General features: G+C 48.1%; 14 protein-coding genes. 7 read left to right on the forward strand and 7 right to left on the reverse strand.

Features of this window, described 5'->3' with window-relative positions:
• Window positions 1–550: 550 nt before the first annotated feature.
• Both ACJJIY_RS02445 and ACJJIY_RS02450 read left to right on the forward strand, forming a co-directional pair.
• Window positions 551–1,156, forward strand: a complete 606-nt coding sequence (locus ACJJIY_RS02445; RefSeq protein ID WP_445359014.1) for an ABC transporter ATP-binding protein — start codon at window positions 551–553, stop codon at window positions 1,154–1,156.
• On the forward strand, window positions 1,153–1,953 hold the full coding sequence (locus tag ACJJIY_RS02450) for an ABC transporter permease (RefSeq protein ID WP_444934272.1): 801 nt from the start codon (window positions 1,153–1,155) through the stop codon (window positions 1,951–1,953). Before ACJJIY_RS02445 ends, ACJJIY_RS02450 begins: the two co-directional genes overlap by 4 nt.
• Window positions 1,954–2,023: 70 nt before the next feature.
• On the opposite strand, the gene ACJJIY_RS02455 is transcribed toward ACJJIY_RS02450, so the two are convergent.
• The 3 genes from ACJJIY_RS02455 to ACJJIY_RS02465 form a co-directional block, all read right to left on the reverse strand.
• Entirely contained in the window at window positions 2,024–2,329 is a 306-nt protein-coding gene (locus tag ACJJIY_RS02455) for a hypothetical protein (protein ID WP_282931129.1), read from the reverse strand.
• A 292-nt stretch (window positions 2,330–2,621) separates the two neighbouring features.
• Window positions 2,622–3,029, reverse strand: coding sequence for a GFA family protein (locus tag ACJJIY_RS02460; protein ID WP_445359015.1), 408 nt, complete (start codon window positions 3,027–3,029; stop codon window positions 2,622–2,624).
• A 390-nt stretch (window positions 3,030–3,419) separates the two neighbouring features.
• Window positions 3,420–8,618: a DUF748 domain-containing protein gene (locus ACJJIY_RS02465; RefSeq protein WP_445359016.1), complete on the reverse strand. Its 5,199-nt coding sequence runs from the start codon at window positions 8,616–8,618 to the stop codon at window positions 3,420–3,422.
• Between the two features lie 258 nt (window positions 8,619–8,876).
• Between ACJJIY_RS02465 and ACJJIY_RS02470 the strand changes: the two genes are divergently transcribed.
• From ACJJIY_RS02470 to cobB, 3 genes are all read left to right on the forward strand, one after another.
• Complete coding sequence (locus ACJJIY_RS02470) at window positions 8,877–11,159, forward strand: slr1591 family oxidoreductase (protein WP_445359017.1); 2,283 nt, start codon at window positions 8,877–8,879, stop codon at window positions 11,157–11,159.
• A 207-nt stretch (window positions 11,160–11,366) separates the two neighbouring features.
• Window positions 11,367–12,674 carry an NAD(P)/FAD-dependent oxidoreductase gene (locus ACJJIY_RS02475; RefSeq protein WP_444892108.1) on the forward strand — a complete coding sequence of 436 codons (1,308 nt, stop codon included), beginning with the start codon at window positions 11,367–11,369 and terminating at the stop codon, window positions 12,672–12,674.
• A 195-nt stretch (window positions 12,675–12,869) separates the two neighbouring features.
• Complete coding sequence (cobB, locus tag ACJJIY_RS02480; RefSeq protein WP_445359018.1) at window positions 12,870–13,580, forward strand: Sir2 family NAD+-dependent deacetylase; 711 nt, start codon at window positions 12,870–12,872, stop codon at window positions 13,578–13,580.
• On the opposite strand, the gene ACJJIY_RS02485 is transcribed toward cobB, so the two are convergent.
• Together ACJJIY_RS02485 and ACJJIY_RS02490 are read right to left on the reverse strand one after the other, a co-directional pair.
• Window positions 13,577–14,140 carry a SixA phosphatase family protein gene (locus ACJJIY_RS02485; protein ID WP_282931122.1) on the reverse strand — a complete coding sequence of 188 codons (564 nt, stop codon included), beginning with the start codon at window positions 14,138–14,140 and terminating at the stop codon, window positions 13,577–13,579. The genes cobB and ACJJIY_RS02485 overlap by 4 nt on opposite strands.
• Window positions 14,141–14,309: 169 nt before the next feature.
• Window positions 14,310–14,786, reverse strand: coding sequence for a DNA binding protein (locus ACJJIY_RS02490; protein WP_282931121.1), 477 nt, complete (start codon window positions 14,784–14,786; stop codon window positions 14,310–14,312).
• Between the two features lie 550 nt (window positions 14,787–15,336).
• On the opposite strand from ACJJIY_RS02490, the gene ACJJIY_RS02495 reads away from it, so the two are divergent.
• The gene (locus tag ACJJIY_RS02495) at window positions 15,337–15,783 is read left to right on the forward strand and encodes a CBS domain-containing protein (protein WP_445359019.1); all 447 of its coding nucleotides are present in this window, start codon (window positions 15,337–15,339) and stop codon (window positions 15,781–15,783) included.
• 11 nt (window positions 15,784–15,794) lie between these two features.
• Here the strand turns inward: ACJJIY_RS02495 and ACJJIY_RS02500 are convergent, their stop codons facing one another.
• Together ACJJIY_RS02500 and ACJJIY_RS02505 are read right to left on the reverse strand one after the other, a co-directional pair.
• The gene (locus ACJJIY_RS02500; protein WP_413663454.1) at window positions 15,795–17,636 is read right to left on the reverse strand and encodes an SLC13 family permease; all 1,842 of its coding nucleotides are present in this window, start codon (window positions 17,634–17,636) and stop codon (window positions 15,795–15,797) included.
• A gap of 128 nt (window positions 17,637–17,764) precedes the next feature.
• A complete protein-coding gene (locus tag ACJJIY_RS02505; protein ID WP_413663455.1) occupies window positions 17,765–18,355 on the reverse strand; it encodes a hypothetical protein in 591 nt (196 codons plus the stop codon).
• A gap of 351 nt (window positions 18,356–18,706) precedes the next feature.
• Between ACJJIY_RS02505 and mnmH the strand changes: the two genes are divergently transcribed.
• Window positions 18,707–19,810, forward strand: coding sequence for a tRNA 2-selenouridine(34) synthase MnmH (mnmH, locus tag ACJJIY_RS02510; RefSeq protein WP_445359020.1), 1,104 nt, complete (start codon window positions 18,707–18,709; stop codon window positions 19,808–19,810).
• The last annotated feature ends 3 nt before the right edge of the window (window positions 19,811–19,813 follow it).

Consider the following 19,813-nt stretch of genomic DNA (forward strand, 5'->3'; position numbering starts at 1 on the left):
CACCAACCCGCATTACCACCAAATTTATTAATTAAATAAATTCGCATATAACAGAAGCAGATATACATGTTAAATATATTTATAGAAGGGCTCGCGTATAGCCCGAGAAACATCATTAAGAAAAATGCAAAATCTATAACTTATATCGCACAACCCACAAACTTAATTTAATGCTAAACAACTCACCATATAAAAATCTATATTATCCTGACTATAAATATGATTTTCATAAAGTCTATAATGGATAGTCTTAGAACATAAAATTTTCGATTCAGCTATGTTGAACAACTAAAAGTAGTACCTATAAGGAATAATCATATTTTGGTCACAACTCTATAGGAAAACATCAGAAAAATAATTAATTTTCTCAACATGGTTCCTTATTAAGCAAGAAATACAATTTCTTATATTGATATTTTTTAAACGATAGAACCAAATGAAGGTTTCTTATCCACGCAGAAATTATAAACATTCAATAGAGCTATAAATACTTCACTCAGAGCACCAATGCGGAGATAATTATTGGTGTCCAATATCTATAGGGCTATCCATGCCGGACCTTAAAATCAAAGATCTTTCTATCGGCACCTTACAGGGCGCAAGTTTTACCCTGGAACCCGGCCTAATTACCTGCATATCTGGGCCATCTGGTTCAGGTAAAAGCCGATTGCTTAGAGCCATAGCGGATCTCGAATCTCACGAAGGTGATATATTCCTGGCTGGTAGATCTCAAAATTCTTACCCGGCACACCAGTGGAGAAAACAAGTGATGTTAGTTCCTGCACAGACTGCCTGGTGGGAAGAAACTGTCGGCGATCACTTCGCAACCCCTATGAATGATGCACTTAAACTTCTCGGCTTTCCTGAAAATGCAGTAAAGTGGCAAGTAAATCGACTCTCTTCGGGAGAAAAGCAGCGCCTGGCTCTTATTCGCGCAATATCCTACAAACCCCAAGCGCTTCTTCTAGATGAGCCTACGGCCAACCTAGACGGCAGATCCGCGCAAGAGGTAGAGCAATGGCTGACAGGGCTCATTGAGGAGCACGAGCTGCCTACGATTTGGGTAGCTCATAGCCAGGAGCAGATTCGAAGGATAGCTCACCGCCACCTGGCCATTGTTGATAATCAACTGAAAGAACAGGAGATCCATCGATGAGTGTAATCGACCTATCCTGGTGGCAGTTGTCTTTGGCTGCGGGGTTGGTACTGGCTCTAGCTGTATGCACTCATGTAGCACGACTACAACTAAGTAGATCGTTAATTGTTGCCGCTCTACGCACGGCTATTCAGCTCACCCTGGTAGGACTGGTACTGGAAACCCTTTTTGCAGTTGGTACCCTACTTTGGGTGGGACTACTGGCCTTGGCAATGCTGCTATTTGCCGGGCAGCAAGTGGCAGCCCGACAAAAGTATCGTCTGCTCGGTGGCTGGAGCTTTGCCGTAGGCACCTTATCAATGCTGGTATCCGCTTTCAGTATCACCATATTAAGTTTGGCCGTACTGATTGGCCCTACTCCCTGGTACCAACCCCAGTATTCCATTCCACTTTTAGGTATGTTGCTGGGTAATACAATGACTGGTGTTGCCCTAAGCCTGGACCGTCTAACAGAAAGTATGCACCGCTCTAGGGATATTATTGAGAATCGCTTGATGCTGGGGCATACCTGGCAACAAGCCAGCTTGGAGTTTCGGCGGGATGCGATGCGTGCAGGATTGATGCCGACAATTAATTCCATGGCTGCCGCTGGGATAGTATTTTTACCGGGAATGATGACAGGGCAGATTCTCTCAGGCACCTCCCCTACAATTGCCGTCAAATATCAAATCCTGATTCTTTTTGCGATTGCATCAGGCACCGGTTTCGGCACTTTTCTCGCCGTTGCCCTGGCCTCAAGGCAGCTCTTTGATAAGCGGGAGCGCCTGCGCACTGATCGCCTGATTAAAAATGTCTAAAGTCTGTGGAGAGATGATTCGATCGAAGGAGGGAGCGCTGGACACCTGAAAACCAGCGCTCTATTAACCTTTAACGGCCAAAGAATAAGATAGCCCCGGCGATAATCAGACCTACCAGTAAGGCCCATACACCCCGCAGCATCAGCGATCGGGCATATTCCGCCTCTTTGTAACGCAATGCATAGGGAATGCCGGTAATCGGCCCGAGGACGATCGTTACAATCCCCCAAACCCAGCGCTTGTTACCCAAGGCCGTCAACGCAGCCATCAGGCCACCAAACCAGCATAAAGTTACGCCAATTACAATTACCACCAACGCCAGGATGGACCACCATTGGTTGGCCAGGAAAATTTCTACAATTTGGGTTTCAGTCATGGAATTTCGCCAGTCCGTATTACCTTCCGATTACATCTTAATGCTCTCGGCACCTTAAAAGATTAGGTGCTTCCAGAACGAGACATCCGGATACCAACGCAAAGATGCTAAAAGAGCCGCCGCAGTGAGCGAAACCCATGCAGATGACCCTTTTGGTACCCATCTAAGCTGAAATCACCATTGAGGGAAGCGGCGATCCAGCCCTAGGACGCTATAGTAACCCTAAAGTGAATCCCGGGCGCATATTCCGTCTTGACTAAAAGATACCCATAGAGATAGCGAGCACTCACTATCATGAGTACTCAGTTACTATCTCCAGCCCCGTGATCTTCTGGGTATCGTTGGCAAATTCGTAGTAATCCGGCTTTTCATCGATAAAGATTTGATGGGTCATTGTTGTCTCGGCCGGAAGATCAAAGATCCCCGCAGGCACTGAGTACTGGAAAGTTTCCTTTAAGCGATAAAAGAGGTGCGAACCGCACTTTGAACAAAAACCTCGTTCAGCCCAAATTGATGAATCAAATACACTGACATGTTCCTCACCGGTGATCTCAACACTGGTTTGACAATCCACCGCCAACAGAGGACCACCTCCCCATTTTTTGCACATACCGCAGTGACAAACCCCCAGATTTGAAGAGGGCAAAGATGCGCTAATTGTCACTGAACCACAGAGGCAACTTCCGTGTACTTGAGTCATTTTTTTACCTAAGTATTTCTTACTTCAGAAAATCAATATCAAAATCGGGAGTGGAATCTACCATAGAAAACTAATCAGCTATTGATCAAAATCAGCAATATCATAAGCTTCATATCGCAATGTGAAATAGTGCACAAACCTCCCAAGAAATAATCACTCCGCAATAAACAGCCAATAAACAATAAATCACTGCTTATTCAGCTCACCGTACTAAACTCATCCTAACATCTAAAAAGTTAATGAAAATCCTATGATTTTTTCAAGACGCTAAATATGTGCAGCTTATCAAGCAACATTAACGATTATTTACGGGGATTCAGGCCAACTTATATATTCCCCGAGAGAACCCACTCAGCAATCAGACATTATTTGAATTATTTAAAATAAACTCTAGTTCGAAAATTCCACCCTTGGATCACCAAAATCCTTACCAATATAGTCAGGTGCGCAAGGGATTAATTCTGAAGCCTCTATTCCCGCATCAATCAAATACTTTTCGACATTTCGGCTTCGCTCCATTGCCAAATTTTCAAGTTCCTCACGAAGTTCCAGAGATGGGTTTTGGTAAAAAGCAACTTGAGCTCTTCCGCTTCTGCTCATACCTGCCATGGAATAGGGGTACAGGGCTTGCCAGTCCCGGGCATTAGAGATGCCGCATACTCCTGGTCGTGCGTCAGGGTTCTTAAGTAAAACAAAGACCATACGCTGTAGTTGTGTCAGTGCTAAATTAGTTAACTTTGCACTTCCAGGCTCAAAGTCAATAGACGCAAATGATTTCGCCCTGAAACGCCCCCAGGCATAGCGTGCCAACAAATATACGCCATAGGGAGTCAAATAGCTTATCAAGGCATCTATAATTGCCTTTTGTAGCAACTCACTAAATACAAAACTAAAGGAGAACTTGGGATCGCGAATATTGCCGCTAACAGGCATGCCAAACTTGATATCCCCCCGCCCGTCTTTTAGCAACCATAGAGCAATATTCAAGGGAATCAGCGTGGACTTCACCGGTAGCTGATCATCTTTCCGCACCCGGCGAACTTTTAGTTTTTCCAGTCGTATATCGGCAAAGCCATCGAGTTCATTTTCAAATACCCGAATATTAACTACCGCATCTCCCTGCCCCTGAAGGATTTTGTAACCTAACAACTTGGCCATATAAGGCGTAGCAGGTATCAAATTTACGCTGGTGAGATATCCGGTAAGATCAGCATTCCACTTTTTATCTCCCAAGTAATCTACAGTTCCCCCTATCTGAACCTCACCAAATCCGCCAGGCCTTCCATTAACAACAATCACCGCAGGGGGGTGTTCGGCTAAGTTACTTAAATCACTGAGATTAAAGTTGATATCCCGGACCGGTAAGCGGGCCCTGAATTCATCTTGATAGTCTACCCAACTAAAAGTGCCGTGTTTTAGATATAGGTCACCGAGATGATATAGTAGCGGTGGGCTGCCCTTCTCCCTGAAAGCAAATGTGTCAATACCACCAAATCCTCGCAGTTCATTAATTTTTCGGGCTACCGGAAACTTCCCCGATAAATCCCTTAAGAGAATAAATCGAGGGCGCAGAAAGTCGATGAAACCAACAGTGAGTGTTTTCTTAGGGCGGTAGTAGCTCAAACCTTCAACCCACAGGGACTTAAAATCAGCCATCCATCTATGGCGATCAAAATCCAAACTATCCGGGTTTCTCTCAAAAAAATGAAAGTGAATTGCCTCACCACTGGCAAAGCGCCACTCGGTATCGGTAAAGAGCAAATGCGACAAGGTTATGCTCTCACCGTGCACTAACTCTTCCCCAGAGGGTGAAAGTAAAGTGATGCCATTGACCCTCACAACAGCAAGTTCTGCCCCCTGACCACGGCGGTAGTTTCCCTCCAGCATTAAACTCGAGAAGCTGAAGCAATGATCTCCCTGATCCAGATAACCACTGGGAAAACATCCTGCAATTTCCTTAAACTGTAAATCCTTGAAGTCAACTCCCTGCCGACTGATATTTAAGTGCCCGGCCCCCATACCGGATACGGATAAAAGTTTAAGTGGCAATTCCTGTGGAAAATTCTGCTCATGCAACTGTACATTACTTATTTTTATCCCAGAAAGGATAAGCTGCCTACCGCTAGAGCCATTAATACCTTCTGCCTTGCCAATACTAAAGGCCCCAAATTCATAACAGGGCGCAATCTTTTCGTCTTTTAATAGTCCCCCTGGCATACATCCCCTCGCACCAGAGGCTTTCGCCAAAGATTCCCCTTGCAAGGAGATATTATCAATTTCAAATTTTGGTATTTTCAGAGGGCCCAAATTTTTCCTGGGTATTGATAACCCAACCAATTCTACAGAACCTTGAACTGACCAGGGGTGTGACAATTTGATTTTCTGTAATCCCGACATGGATAATTTATCAACCCCAAAACAATGGTGGGAGTCACCTGCCCTGGCCCGACTCAGCTTATCCACAGTTACTGCAAGCCCCGTATCCTGCGTACACACCCGGATATTCTGCAAGCTTAGATTCGACACCGAGAACTCTGCACCGCTATCCCAGATAAATCGACTCCAACCCAAGCTCTGCACACCAGCTTCTAAATAGCCGCTACCCTTTTGCCAAAACGCGATAGGCTTACTCTTTAACGGTCCTAAATCCAAGCGGGGGGCGCCGGAATCTATACCCAATTTTACCCAGGAATCACCAAAGCTTATTTGTGGGGTCTCAATGCAATCGGCAAGACCCATATCTTCATTATTTTCAGAAGAATAAGACCTCAACCCACAAAGCAGAACATCATCGATATTGAGCCCATAAAAATCGAGAGTATTGGAGGAAAAAGACATTCTCTTAGTGAATACTCGCCCCAGTTGCAACATGGGTACAGTTTCGAAGTCCTCCTTAAATTCCACTTCCTCGATCGACCAACCGCTATGCCCTACCGAATGGATGTCTTGCCCAAATACACAGGTCGGTATCGATTTATACTTCTCTGCTAGCCAGGGAAGACACAAGGTTACTCTGTCAGCAGCAACATCCTGCAATGCAATTTTTGACTGGGTAGGTTTTTCCCGGGACCATAGCAACTCTAGCTTTGGTATAAGTACACCTCCAATGTCAAAAACATTCGCGCCAGACAGGTTTTTCAGCTGCACGGATTGAATTGCTGAGTCATCCATATTGGCAATTAGATTGCGTTGGCTGAAATAAACGAAGGAGTAATCTCCCAGTGAAAGGCGCTCAACATCTACACAGTGAATATTTAGTGAACTCACTTGCCTACCGCCGGGAAAGCAGCCACTCAACTGCTCAGCATTTGCACCGGGCAAAGCGACATAAGATTCAGAGTCTGGTGTACGTCTATGCCTTAGCCTGGCAAGGGGTAGCTCTATCATTTTTAAGTCAAATAATTTTCTGCCCCCTTTTGTCTTTGCTTCAGCACTAACCACGGATATTTTTTTTACAGAAAGATCTATCCCCTGCTGCCAAGATATAAAGAGTGGCTCCCTTTGCTCTAATGAGCGGATATCAAAGCAAACTGGCAGATTTTCGTGGCCTTTGTTGGCGCGATAAAATAACCTTTTCCAACCTTCAGTGAGACAGCCAGCCAGTTTCTTCAAAACAAGGTTTTTAATTTCCAGGTTTGGGTTTTCTATGCTGGCCAGCCCTAAATCGTCAGGATTTTTATCTGAATCAATATTTTGTTGATCCAGTCTTCCTTTTTCGGTGCCGTAATTATCATCACCAACTCCTTGAGGAATACCCGGTAACTGACTGGTCGCCACCCAAGGATTATTTGTAACCTTTCTTTTAAATAAGCTATCGCCACTTTCAAACTGCTGTATCAGTAAGCCATTTCCTGCACCAGCGGAATCATTTAGAAGTAATCGGTGAAGGCGCAGTTTTCCCAAAATGGCATAGCCATCTTCACTTCCCTGCCAGGCAAAATGTCCCTGCCCCGAAAAGCTGTTCAAACGTGCGCACAAAGGCTGCCAATCCGAGGGGAGAAAGTCCTGCGGCAAACACCCTGATAGTGACTGGATAAAAAAGTCCTGAGCAGATAGCGGGCCGTTACGACCTATTGTATCAATGGCCTGCCAGCGTAGGTCCTGTAGTTTAGCTCTGGGACGACCTCTGGCACCTATTGAAAATTGAGCCAATTGCAGAGGACCGCTGGAAAGCCCCCAATCAATATTGTGTTCAGCAGAGCCGAACTGAAAGGCAAACTCCTCTGTACTTTTGAGACCAACCATAGAGACACAGTGATCGGGCTTCTGCCACAGACCACCCGGTACACACCCATTGGCTGTTTCAATCGCGAGGTGGGAAAAAGATAATATTCGCGTTTTGGCATAAAACTGAAGAGGACCAAATACGCCATTATTAGCCCTGATGGGATGGCTGGTAGATCGAGCCATATCTAAAAGGTAGCCCCGATTAATTGAACTGGCCCCTGTATTTATTTTTAAGCGATCGTTCCAGTCGAAAACCGTTTTTTCCGGCAGGTCTAAATTAGCCGCTCGCAGACACAGGTGGGAATTGGCGTTACGCAGATGTCGTGGACACCAATCAAATGCCTGGGCAAAGCCTCGACTCCATCCCAAGCGCTTTTTCGGGCGCTCAAAATTAAACTCACTGATGCTAATAACCCCGGCCCGCCAATCCTGCCAAAGGCGATCACTGTGCCTCAGTACAACACTCTCACCATTGAGCTGCCGCCACTGGGCACGAGCTTTGCGGCCAAACCCGAATTTCATATCACCTTCTGCGGCAAGCCGGCGGGCGGAGGCGCAATGTCCAATCAGGCTTTGCAGCCCTGCTATTGCATCGGCCCAACGCTGTGGCGGGCACCCTATAAAGTATTCCGCAGCAAACTTGTTAAGATCTGTATTGAGACTCGGCCAGGAAAAATTGACCTGGGTTCCTTTCAAGCTGCCTATCACCGTGTTGTATCGTGATTTACCTCTCTCCCAGGCCAATAAGTCACCGACCTGTAAATCCCCAATAGCAATATCTACATTCAGGGGAACATCACCTTTGCGCCATAATGCCAGCGTGAATTTATCGGTTTGGAGTTTGCCTATGGCTGCGCAGGTAGCTTGGCTCCAAATAGGCTTGTGCAGGTAGCATAGTTCGCTATCTCGTATCTGGGCTCGACCGATAAGCAGCCTGAAATCGCGATCCTGCCGCGCTCCACCTCCAAGATTCCAACCACCCACCTCCCACTCCCGGTACAGTTCACCCGGGTAAGATTGCAAGTCCATATAGGCACCGCTCACCGATGCCTTGGGTAAATGAGCTCGCCCCCATAACAATTGCCACCAGCTGTAATCGAGCATTACCTCATGAGCAGAGAATCCCCGCCCTTCGCGATTCTTAGCTTTTACATCAATCGCTATAACACTTAGATTCAGCAGCGATACGCGCAAGTGATCCACATGGAATTCAAGGCCTCGCTCCTCCATCCAGTCGCCAGCTTTTACCCGCACCCAGTTTGCTGCCCACCAGTGAAGAACTTCCACCAGCAATAGCCCAGCTAGCAGCCACCAGATTAAGCGACGGAAAAAGGCACTCTGAGAAGCGGGCTCTGGGGGCATTAGAATTAAGCGCCAGAAAATGAATTTTATGCAGATTACAACTGCAATTAGGCCCATACAGTAAAGACCAGCACCTGGGGATTTTTTTGCCTTGGCGCTGCTATTCGCGATAATAAGCAGCTGCGTCGTCCATTCGCTCGCAGTCAAATGCGAACTGTCTACTATTTATCCAGGGGTGTATTTGCGCGGCGCGGAAGTTTGGGAAGCCAGTATCCTTACCGCCTCTCATTTTTTCTGTTACCCAGCCAGTGAGTAGACATGCAGGAGCATCCAAACTACCAGGACATCCTTTTGGTCGGCGGCGGCCATAGCCATGCTATTGTGCTGCAAATGTGGGCCATGAACCCTCTGCCAGGCGCGCGTCTGACCCTGGTCTCTCCCCAAGTGCAAACCGCCTACTCCGGTATGTTGCCCGGAATGGTTGCAGGCCATTACTCCCTGGAAGACACTCATATAGATCTTGCCAGGCTCTGCCGGGCCGCTGGTGCCCGCTTTATACAGGCCTGTGCACACGAAATTGACATCGATAATCGCACCGTATCCCTATTGGGTAGACCTCCCATAGAGTACGACCTGCTCTCTTTGGATGTCGGCGCGACTCCCGCCCGCGAGTTACCGGGCTCCGAATTGGCAATCCCGGTAAAACCTATCGGGCATTTCTACCGTTTCTGGCAAAAGCTGCAAAAACAGGTTGGTGAAAACACCTCACCTTTCCGCTTAGGAGTTGTCGGCGGCGGTGCCGGAGGTTGCGAGCTGTCGATGGCAATGGCTCACGCTTTACAAGGTGCCGTTAAGAAAAAGCAGGTAGAGGTTCACCTGATTCATGGCGCCGCAGCAATTCCCCAGGGCTATCCAGTCAGAGCACGCAAATTAGTCTCAAAGGAGATGCAAGAGCTAGGGGTTCAGTTACACCATAACTGGAACGTTAATGAAATTACCGAACAGGGTGTCGTTAATGGGAGCGGTGACTGCCTGCCCCTCGATCAGGTAATACTCACCACCAATGCCTGTGCTCCCCCCTGGCTGGCCAACTCGGGCCTGTCCCTCGATGACAAAGGCTTTGTGGTAGTGGATCAAACACTTCGCGCCCAGGGGCGGGAAGACGTTTTTGCAGCTGGTGATGTGGCCAGTTTCGCCCCAGAGCCTCTACCCAAGGCTGGAGTTTACGCCGTTCGCCAGGGGCCAGTTCTATTTCACAATCTGCGCGCCTCCCTGACCGGACGCCGCTTAAAACAATACCTGCCACAAAAAGATTTTCTCAGCCTGCTCTCCTGCGGTGGCAAGCGGGCTGTGGCAGTTCGAAATGGCTTCGCCGCTGCAAGCGGTCTGATGTGGCGATGGAAAGACTCTATCGACCGCACATTTATGCGACGCTTCAGTGAGCTGCCAATGGACATGGCTGATCACACTGCCAAAACCAAAGACATCGTCGACCAGCGCTCAGGCTCTTCTCTATCTCCAATGCGCTGTAATGGCTGTGGCGCAAAAGTTGGAGCTGACATCCTGCGCCGCACGCTGGCGACCCTCCCGGATCAGCATTCGGAATACCTGTTAAAGGGCGTCGGTGACGATGCCGCAGTTATGGACCTACCGGCTAATCATTTATTAGTGCAAAGCTCCGACCAATTGCGTGCACCTGTAGATGATCCATGGATATTTGGTCGCCTGGCGGCTCTGCACGCCCTATCCGACCTATTTGCTATGAATGCTCGACCCGCCACCGCACAAATCCTTGCAACCCTGCCTACGGCTGCAGAGGAAATAACCCGGCGAGACCTACAGCAGTTACTCGCAGGCGCCATCCACGAGCTGAACCGGCACCACTGTGTCCTATCTGGCGGGCATACCGCCGAAGGTTCTGAAATGCTAATGGGCTTAACCGTCAATGGATTTTCCGAGCGGGAGCAACTCCTGGAGAAAACGGGGGCCCGCGGGGGAGACTGCTTGATCCTGAGCAAGCCATTGGGTGTAGGCACTATCCTGGCAGCAGAGGGCGCGGGAGAGGCTAAAGGCCTATGGTTGCAGCAGGCGCTGGAAACCATGTTGCATAGCAATGCCGACGCCGCAGAGATATTTGCCCGCCACAACGCCAATGCGCTGACAGATGTCACGGGCTTTGGCCTGCTGGGCCACCTATTGGAAATGCTCGGCCCTGAAGGGTTAAGCGCGACACTGATCGCTGAGAATCTACCACTAATCTCCGGCGCCGCTACTTGTATCGAGCGCGGATGGCTATCCAGCCTGCAACCGCAAAATGCCAATGCCTACGCCTTTGTGGAAAACCCCCAGGAGTGGCAGTGGTTACCCCAGTGGTCGCTGATTACCGATCCACAGACTTGCGGGGGACTCCTCGCTGCTGTTCCTATTGAGCAAGCCGAAGCCTGCGTGGGCGCACTGCTAGAGCGCGGTTACACCCAGGCGTCAATTATCGGTGTAGTGACGGACTCACAGAATCCAGAAGTGAGCGTACACTTGCGCAAGTCAGCAGACTGGCGAGCGCTAATTTCACAGGACAACGAGACTGTACCAGGCCAGGTTTAAGGATTTTGCGAAACCGGAACAACAACCGGTTATGAGCTTTGTATGATTTCTATTGAGAGAGGCCTTCACCGACTCTGTTAACTTGTCATCTGTCTTTCAGCGCGACATACTGGCGCTAGAAAAAACATCGGTGACATATTTCCCGATACCAAAAAAGGTCTTCACAGATTGGGGAGTCGGCTTTTAGCAATCGACAGGAAGACCCCTATGAAAAAGATCGTCATTATTGGCGGCGGTGCCAGCGGCCTGCATTTGGCTACACGGCTCGGTCAATATTTTTCTTTTACCCCTTTCTTTAAGCGCCGCCGCAAGTCCCCCGCTGCACAAGTTACTCTGGTTGATCGAAATCGCACCCACCTGTGGAAACCACTGCTACACCAGGTTGCCTCCGGCGCATTGGATGCCAATATGGATGCACTGAATTATCAGGTGCATGCCCGCATTCACGGCTATGAATTTCAGTTGGGTAGCCTGCAGTCCCTGGATCGTGAACGACAAGTAGTCGGGCTCGGACCTGTTAATGATGAGGACGGTAGCGAGTTAGTACCCGCACGGGAATTGGAATACGATTATTTAGTACTGTGTATCGGCGGGCACAGTAACGACTTTCATATCCCCGGCGTCAGAGAAAACTGCTTTTTCCTGGATAGCAGCAACGAAGCACAAAAATTTCACCAAAACCTTCTCAATCGTTTCCTGCGGCTGGAGACACATGTTGATGATAAGTTAAAAGTGGCAATCGTTGGCGGCGGTGCAACCGGTGTAGAACTCTCTGCTGAATTGGTGGATGCCGTAAAACAAGTCGGCAACTATGGACGCATTCGTCCCAATGCGATGGAAATCACCTTGATAGAAGGGGGTGAGCACCTACTCCCAGCACTACCAAAACGAATTGGAAATAATGCTGAACGCGAACTGGCCAAGATGGGGGTTAATATCCTTACCGGCCACCATATTGCTTCAGCAAACGAACGTGGACTTACCACCTCCTGTGGCAGGGAACTCCCTGCCGCAATCCGAGTGTGGGCTGCCGGCGTCAAAGCTCCGGGATTCCTCACCCAGCTGGATGGTCTCAGTACCAACCGACTCAATCAAATCGAAGTGGAAACTACCTTACAGACCCAAACTGACGCAAAGATATTTGCCATGGGGGACTGCGCCAGTTGCATTGACGGCAATCACCAGCGAGTGCCTCCGCGCGCCCAGGCAGCACAGCAAATGGCTACCCTGGTTGGCGACAATATTATTGCCCTATTTGAAGATAGACCTTTGCACCATTTTTATTATCGCGATCGAGGCTCTCTGGTATCCCTCAGTCAATACACTGCCGTTGGCAACCTGATGGGGGCGTTGGTTAAAGGCAGTCTTACCGTAGAAGGACGCCTTGCTGGCCTTGCCTATCGCTCGCTCTACCGTATGCACTTGGCGGCAATCCACGGCTGGCCGAGAGCTATGCTGCTCTACCTAATCGGACAGGCGAACCGGTTTGTGAAGCCGAAGCTCAAGATGCACTAAAGGATCAATCCCATGAAGCTAAGGGAAAAATAGAAAGTTAGTGCAAAATTAACTAATACTGCTACCAATAAACCCTGCACATGGAAGTGCCAGGGCGGTAACATTATGAGTCACACCAGCCCATCAATTAAGACCTCTGAGCTGAATGCGAGCTCCTCTGTAGATCCAGGCAAAGCCCTTGTGTGAAAATATAAAATGAAAAAACAGTATCAAAAAATCGTTGTACTTACCGGCGCAGGAATTTCAGCTGAATCTGGCATAGGTACTTTTCGCGGTGCCGATGGCCTGTGGGAAAACCATCGCCTGGAAGATGTCGCAACGCCAGAGGCATTTGATCGCAATCCGGCACTGGTACATAGATTTTACAATGAACGCCGCCAGCAGCTGCTATCTGCAGATATCCATCCCAACCCTGCCCATCTCGCCCTGGCCGAACTGGAACAGAAATTCCAAGGGGATTACTTACTGGTTACTCAAAATATTGACAACCTGCATGAGCGCGCGGGCAGTGAGCAGTTGATTCATATGCATGGAGAGCTACTAAAAGCACGATGCAGCCGGAGCGGGAAACTATATCCGCTCAATTCGGATCTTTCGATAGCTGATACCTGTAGTTGCTGTCAGCAGGCGGGAAACCTTCGCCCCCATGTGGTCTGGTTTGGAGAAATGCCTCTGGAAATGGAAACTATCTATCAGGCGTTGTCCGATTGCGACCTATTTATCAGCATTGGCACATCTGGAAACGTCTACCCAGCAGCGGGATTTGTCGAATGTGCCAATCAGGCTGGAGCTCACACCATAGAGTTGAACCTGGAGCGCAGTAGTGTCGGCGATGCCTTCAAAGAACACCGCCACGGACTGGCGTCACAGGTAGTCGATAGTTTTATAAAAGAAATTATTAATTAAGGTGACTCTGAAACTGCATTTTCTGTCTGCGAGGATTTCATCGGGCCATAGCGCTGTATCAAAGTGGTTACCCCCTCATTATCACGCACAAGGATATAGAGTCGGTCAAACTCACTGGCCTCTCGAATAGGTCGCCCTTTTTCACCGCCGAGCAATTCCGCCAGTTTTGGAGTGGTATTGCTGTGCCCAACCACTAAAATTCGATTTCCCGCCTGCTGCAAAGAGTTAGCAAATTCTTTTAAATCTCTGGGGTTATAAATTTCCACTTCAAGCCCCAGCTCTTTTGACAGAGGCTCAACCGTTTCCCGGGTGCGGTTGTAGTCAGTGCTATAGATAGCGTCTATACCCACTCCCCCAAGAATATAGGCGAGTTGCCGTGCACGCTGCCGGCCCGCCTCAGTCAAATGAGGGTCGCGACCCACCCCGGGCCCTTTCTCTTTTTCTGCATGGCGTATTAAGTAAATAACCTGAGACTCAGAAGAGTCGGCTAAAACCCAATTTGAAGCCCCAACCAGAACAAAAAGTGTACAGAAAATAAACAGCTTAAGTCTTGAAAGCACAGTATAAACTCCCAGGTAAATAACGGGGCAGACATATGCTGAATATAATAAGGTAAGTAAAGAGAGGATGCGGCGAAAATGCCAAATAATGCGATGAATTAAAATCGAACGATTTTTAAAAAAATATTTGATGCCGGATATCCGGCATCAAATGAGTGGTCATCCAGAATTAGATTTTCCACTCTTTTACGGTGTCCAGACCGTACTCATCAATCCACTGGCTCAGGGCCTTAGGATTACGCTTTTTCTTTTCAACAGTAGCGCCGGTATACGGGTTGCGATAGTGACCAGTTTCCAGCTTGGGCTCTGCTGCCTTTGCTGCCGGTGCTGCACGACGGCCGCGACGGGGGCTGTCACCTTCCTTCTTGAGATGACGGGCAACGCGAGCCTTCAGGGTTTGTACGTAGTCTGCAGGATCTTCATCACCCAGCTGTGCTACCAACCATTCAACGATTTGCTGGCCACGGGCAACGAAGAACTCCTCTTCATCCATGTGGTATTCAGCAGCAAGGTTCACCAATGCTTTATCATAGGCAATTACGCCATCTTTCTTGCGTTCAGCCTGAGCCATTTGCTCTTGTAACTCTTCGATTCTTGCCTGATGTTCGGCGATTTGTTGTTCAAGTTGTTCGTATTCCTGAAACATTCAATAAACCTCAACGACGGTTATTAAAAAACACAGAGATATATCTGTGGCGCTGGGCGACACAGATTGTTATTTCGGATATACCGTGTAAAAAATCAACAAACACCGTGGCTGGCCAATGGCAAGCAATTTAGTGATGTTTAGTCCGGCATATTATGAATTGCCCGATATACATGAGTAGATACCACTACACATCGTGTAGTTCTGGTGTTAGGTATATTCGGCAAATACATTATTAAAAACTAGCCGATTTCAGCTCGGTTCGGCAAACACTCCGAATCACTGATTATATTTTTCGACTGAGGTCGCGAATAATAATCTTTCACCGGCAAATATCAACCATTTGTGTCCCTACCTTTGAATATAATAGGAATAATTCAAAATAAGGGCTAAAAAGTGTAACAAAGGCGGCCATATCTGCAATCTTAAAAGGATATCCCTAGGGAGCGCAATTAGCTATATTGTAGCTGCAGTCGTCAATTGCAAATTAGTCGCTGTGTAACGGTAATCGAGCATATTGCCAAATACAATTGGATACCCAGATCATACTATGTCCACTCACAATAATATCCACCATATACCGACTTTGGCCGCTCTGATGACGCCATTTCCCTACCATATCGATATCAATGCCACGGTAGAGGATGCTCTGGCAATGATGGAGGAGCACAAAGTACGCCACCTGCCGGTAACACGTGCAGGCGACTTGGAGACGGTCATTTCCCGAGGGGATATCGAAAGAGCCAGTGCACCGGGACACCGCCTAGAAGAGCAGCAGCTCTATGTACATGACCTATGTGCCAGACGTCCCTTTATCGCAGATATCCACGACCCGCTGGATAAAATTCTCTTAGCTATGGCCGATACCAGTATTGGCTCTGTACTGGTTATGCGGGAAGGCGAGCTGGTTGGAATTGTAACTGTGACTGATATTCTGCGCTTTTGTAGTAAGTTCATGGCAGAGTTGGCCCAGCCGGTAGACGATTCTATTGCTTGAGCTCACCGCGATTACAAGGGCCAAACCCAAAGCAACATAGGGATACTCACAACCAGTACCAACAATTCGAGTGGCAGCCCCATTTTCCAGTAATCACCAAATTCAAACCCTCCCGGCCCCAAAATTAAGGTGTTATTTTGGTGCCCAACCGGCGTTAGAAATGCGCAAGAGGCTCCAATTGCGACAGCCATCAGGAAGCTATCTGGATTCACCGCCAGTTGTTCTGCAGTACTCATGGCAATTGAACACATCACTGCCGCAGTGGCGACATTATTCATAAAATCAGACAGCGTCATAGTAACCACCAGGATCAGCCCCAGGGCCAAAACAGCACTGCCCTGAGCCAGAACATCCAACAAAACCTGAGCGACCAAGTCTGCAGCTCCCGTTGACTCCATCACATCAGCAACAGCAATCAAAGTCCCCAATAGCACGACGACGGACCCGTCGATAGAGTCATAAACATTTCGCAACGGCACTATCTTCAACGCCATAAAAGCCAATACACAAGTGGCGAACGAGATTGCTGCCGGTAATAAGCCGAACGCTGCACCAGCGACACCAAGCACCATAGCCAATAGGGCAATGGCCGCCTTCTCCTTGTTGGGAATGCTAATATCCCTTGAGGCCAAAGGCACACAGCCCTTTTCCCTAGCAAAGCTGTTTAGGTTTTCATCGGCCCCCATCATTAACAGAGCATCACCGGCCAGTAATGGTGTCGAACGCAACCGGCGCACCGAGCGGCGCCCCTGGCGCGAGAGTGCTAGCAAGTGAATCTGGTATCTCGCTGCGAGGCGTGAAAACCTCATAGGGCGTCCCACTAAAGGGGAATCTGGCATGACAACCAACTCCCGCAGCTGCATTTCGGTACGATCCGCCAGTGCTTTTATTGGGGTCTTATTCTGAGAATCACTCTCGGTGTTATTGCTACCCGATTGTCGAGCCTTACCCGATGAATCTGCCCCAAGGGCTCCCACTGTTTTCAAACTGAGATTGGACAAGCAGGTGGCAAGGCTCTCCGGCTCCGCCTCAATGACCAAAATGTCACCGCTATTTACTTTATGCCAGGGAGTCGCGGGAGAGACCCTGGCATCATTGTGTACGACACCCACAACTTGGGCATCTTCTGTTCCCAGCATTTTGGAAATTTCACGTAGATTCTTACCGGCAGCTACACTTTTTTCCTCAACAAGTGCTTCTGTTAAATATGTGCCAGTTTCAAAGGAGGAGGCCCCCGTTCGATTGCGTGCAGGCACCAAGCGCCACCCAACAAATGCAATAAACAAAACTCCGGCTATCGCAACTGCCAGACCCACCGGGGTGAAATCAAACATACCGTAGCTACCGGCGCCAGAATCCGCCCGAAAACCGGAAACGACCAAGTTTGGCGGTGTACCTATCAGTGTGGTCATTCCCCCCAGAATCGTTGCAAAAGACAGGGGCATTAAAACCCTCCCCAGTGCCACTTTCTGTTTCTCGGCCATATCCACAGCCACGGGCATTAATAAAGCCAACGCGCCGACATTATTCATAAAGCTCGATAAAAACGCGCCGAGCCCAATGAGTAACAATATGGATACTGAGATACTCCCGCTTTTGCGGACAACTCGTTGTGCAAGTGCATCCATTGCGCCGGTATTTTGTAAGCCGCGACTCAGGATTAACACACAAGCTACAGTCACGACCGCTGGATGGCCAAAACCAATAAAAGCATTTTCCGGGGGAATCAGACCGGTAAAGACACAAGTCAATAAGGCTGCTATAGCAACCATATCGTGGCGCCACCGCCCCCATATAAACAGGGTTATAGTGACACTTAAAATAATCAGGATTAGTAACTGGTCAACAGTCATGGAGAAAGATATCCCTGAATATAAAAGCTGCTCAGATTTCTGTTCAGCTATCTATTCAGGGTATACCCGGGAAATTACATGGAGCGCACTTCTACGCCATAACCCCAGCTACATTAGGGGTACAAAATTCAGGAGAAAGTAACTGCCCGCTCTTCCAATGGATAAAACTGAGTACCTACTTTAATACAAACCCTGGCAGTACTGCAGGAGAACCAACCTCTATATCCAGTGACCTGAATATTTCTATAGGTGCCAACCATCGCCTGGCGCAAGCGTTGAGCCCAAGGTCTTAACTTTTCTCCATCGTAGCCGGAACCACAGGCACAAACATGTAAATTAACGAAATTAGCAGGAAGCCCCTCTTTAACCAAGGTATCTGCTAGCTGTCGAGGCGTGTAGGTTTTCCACTCTCCTCCCTGCCAGTTAGGCATGCCGTTTACATATACTTTTTTCTGCTTGTTGTTACTCGTGGAGCGCTCAGCACCAATAAATTGTCCATCCCCGGCACCCGTGCCATGGGTTACGATGTAAAGGGTATCGGCAGGGTTCAGCTTACTCAAACACTGGTTCACCCATCGATACATGGCTTTTCCAAAACCGGAGGTTACTTTATTGGCCAGGATTTGATTCACCGGTATGCCCCAGGCTTTCGCCAACCCCTCCGCATATTCCTGCATTTCATCACTATTTATCGGGATATAGATATATTTTTTAGCCACGTTTTTATCCTCTATACATGCAGGAGCAACCCGCCCATTATGTAATCCAAATGCTTCCAGGATTTTTAAATCAGCTGCAATAATTCAGGGAAGCTAAGATTTACCTTCTGTGACCTGGAATCGCATTAGGTTCAAAAAGTAAATGTAAACACTGAGCTATCGAGCAATAAATTAAAAAAGTATTCTCTCATACTGAGCATTAATTTCCGGTGTAAATATCAAACTGTCATCTAACGCTAAGCACATCATATATTGCATATACAAGTAGCTTCTTCAGTTGCCATAGGCCTGGAAAGAAAATGGAGATACAATCAAATACCACCTATTTTCTAAATAAGCAGGAGTGCTACCTTGCGGACCGATACTGCGAATTACACGGACATCTTCCTGAATGATATTCCGCTGATGGACGTACGCGCCCCAGTTGAGTTTGTTCGCGGCGCTTTCCCTTCCGCAAGAAACCACCCCCTGCTTGACAATCACCAACGTGAACTGATCGGGACTGAGTACAAGAACAAAGGCCAGCAAGCAGCAATTGACCTTGGCTGGCGTTTAGCAACAGATGACGTGCGAAGCTTATGTCTTTCACAATGGAGCGCATTTGTACGTAAACACCCCCAAGGTTACCTCTACTGTTTCCGAGGCGGTTTGCGCTCCCGAATGACACAAAAACTGCTACGCTCGAATAATATTGAATACCCGATAGTAGAGGGTGGCTATAAAGCCATGCGGCAGTTCCTGTTAAACAAGCTGGAAAAGCATTGTACCCAGCTGCCCTTTATCGTTGTTGCTGGTCACACCGGCAGTGGCAAAACAGAATTAATCCAGGCTGCGCGGCGGTATATCGACCTTGAGGGGATCGCAAAACATCGAGGTTCTAGCTTTGGACGCACCCGTAGTAGCCAACCTTCACAAATCGATTTTGAAAATCAGATCAGTATCGACCTGCTGAAGCTTTCTCAGCAGACAGGTGCTATTGCGATTGAAGATGAAAGCCGTCTAATTGGACGCTGCGCACTTCCTCCAGTATTGCAAACCGCCATGAAGGCCGCTCCCAGGGTTCTTGTCGAGGAGCCACTGGAAACACGGGCACAGCGCATTGTGCAAGATTATGTTCACGAGGGCTTAGAGCGCTTTAAAAGCAGTGAAAAATCAGCAGCTGAATCTTTGGGGGAAGAATTACATCTCAATCTCAATAAAATCAGTAAACGCCTAGGAGGGCTGCGCTACAAGCAGCTCAACGAAGCCTTAGCTTCAGCTAACCAAGAATTACTGAGAACGAATAATAGTGATGTGTACATCCCTATCGTGGTGTCACTGTTGCGGGAATACTATGACGGCAGCTACGACCATCTTATGAAGAAATCGGAACAGAAAATTCTGTATCGAGGCAACTACAACGAAGTACAACAGTGGTTGAAGGAGTCCAACCACTCACTGCAAAAACCAGAATAACAA

Source organism: Microbulbifer maximicatervae (SeqCode), from assembly GCF_052468155.1.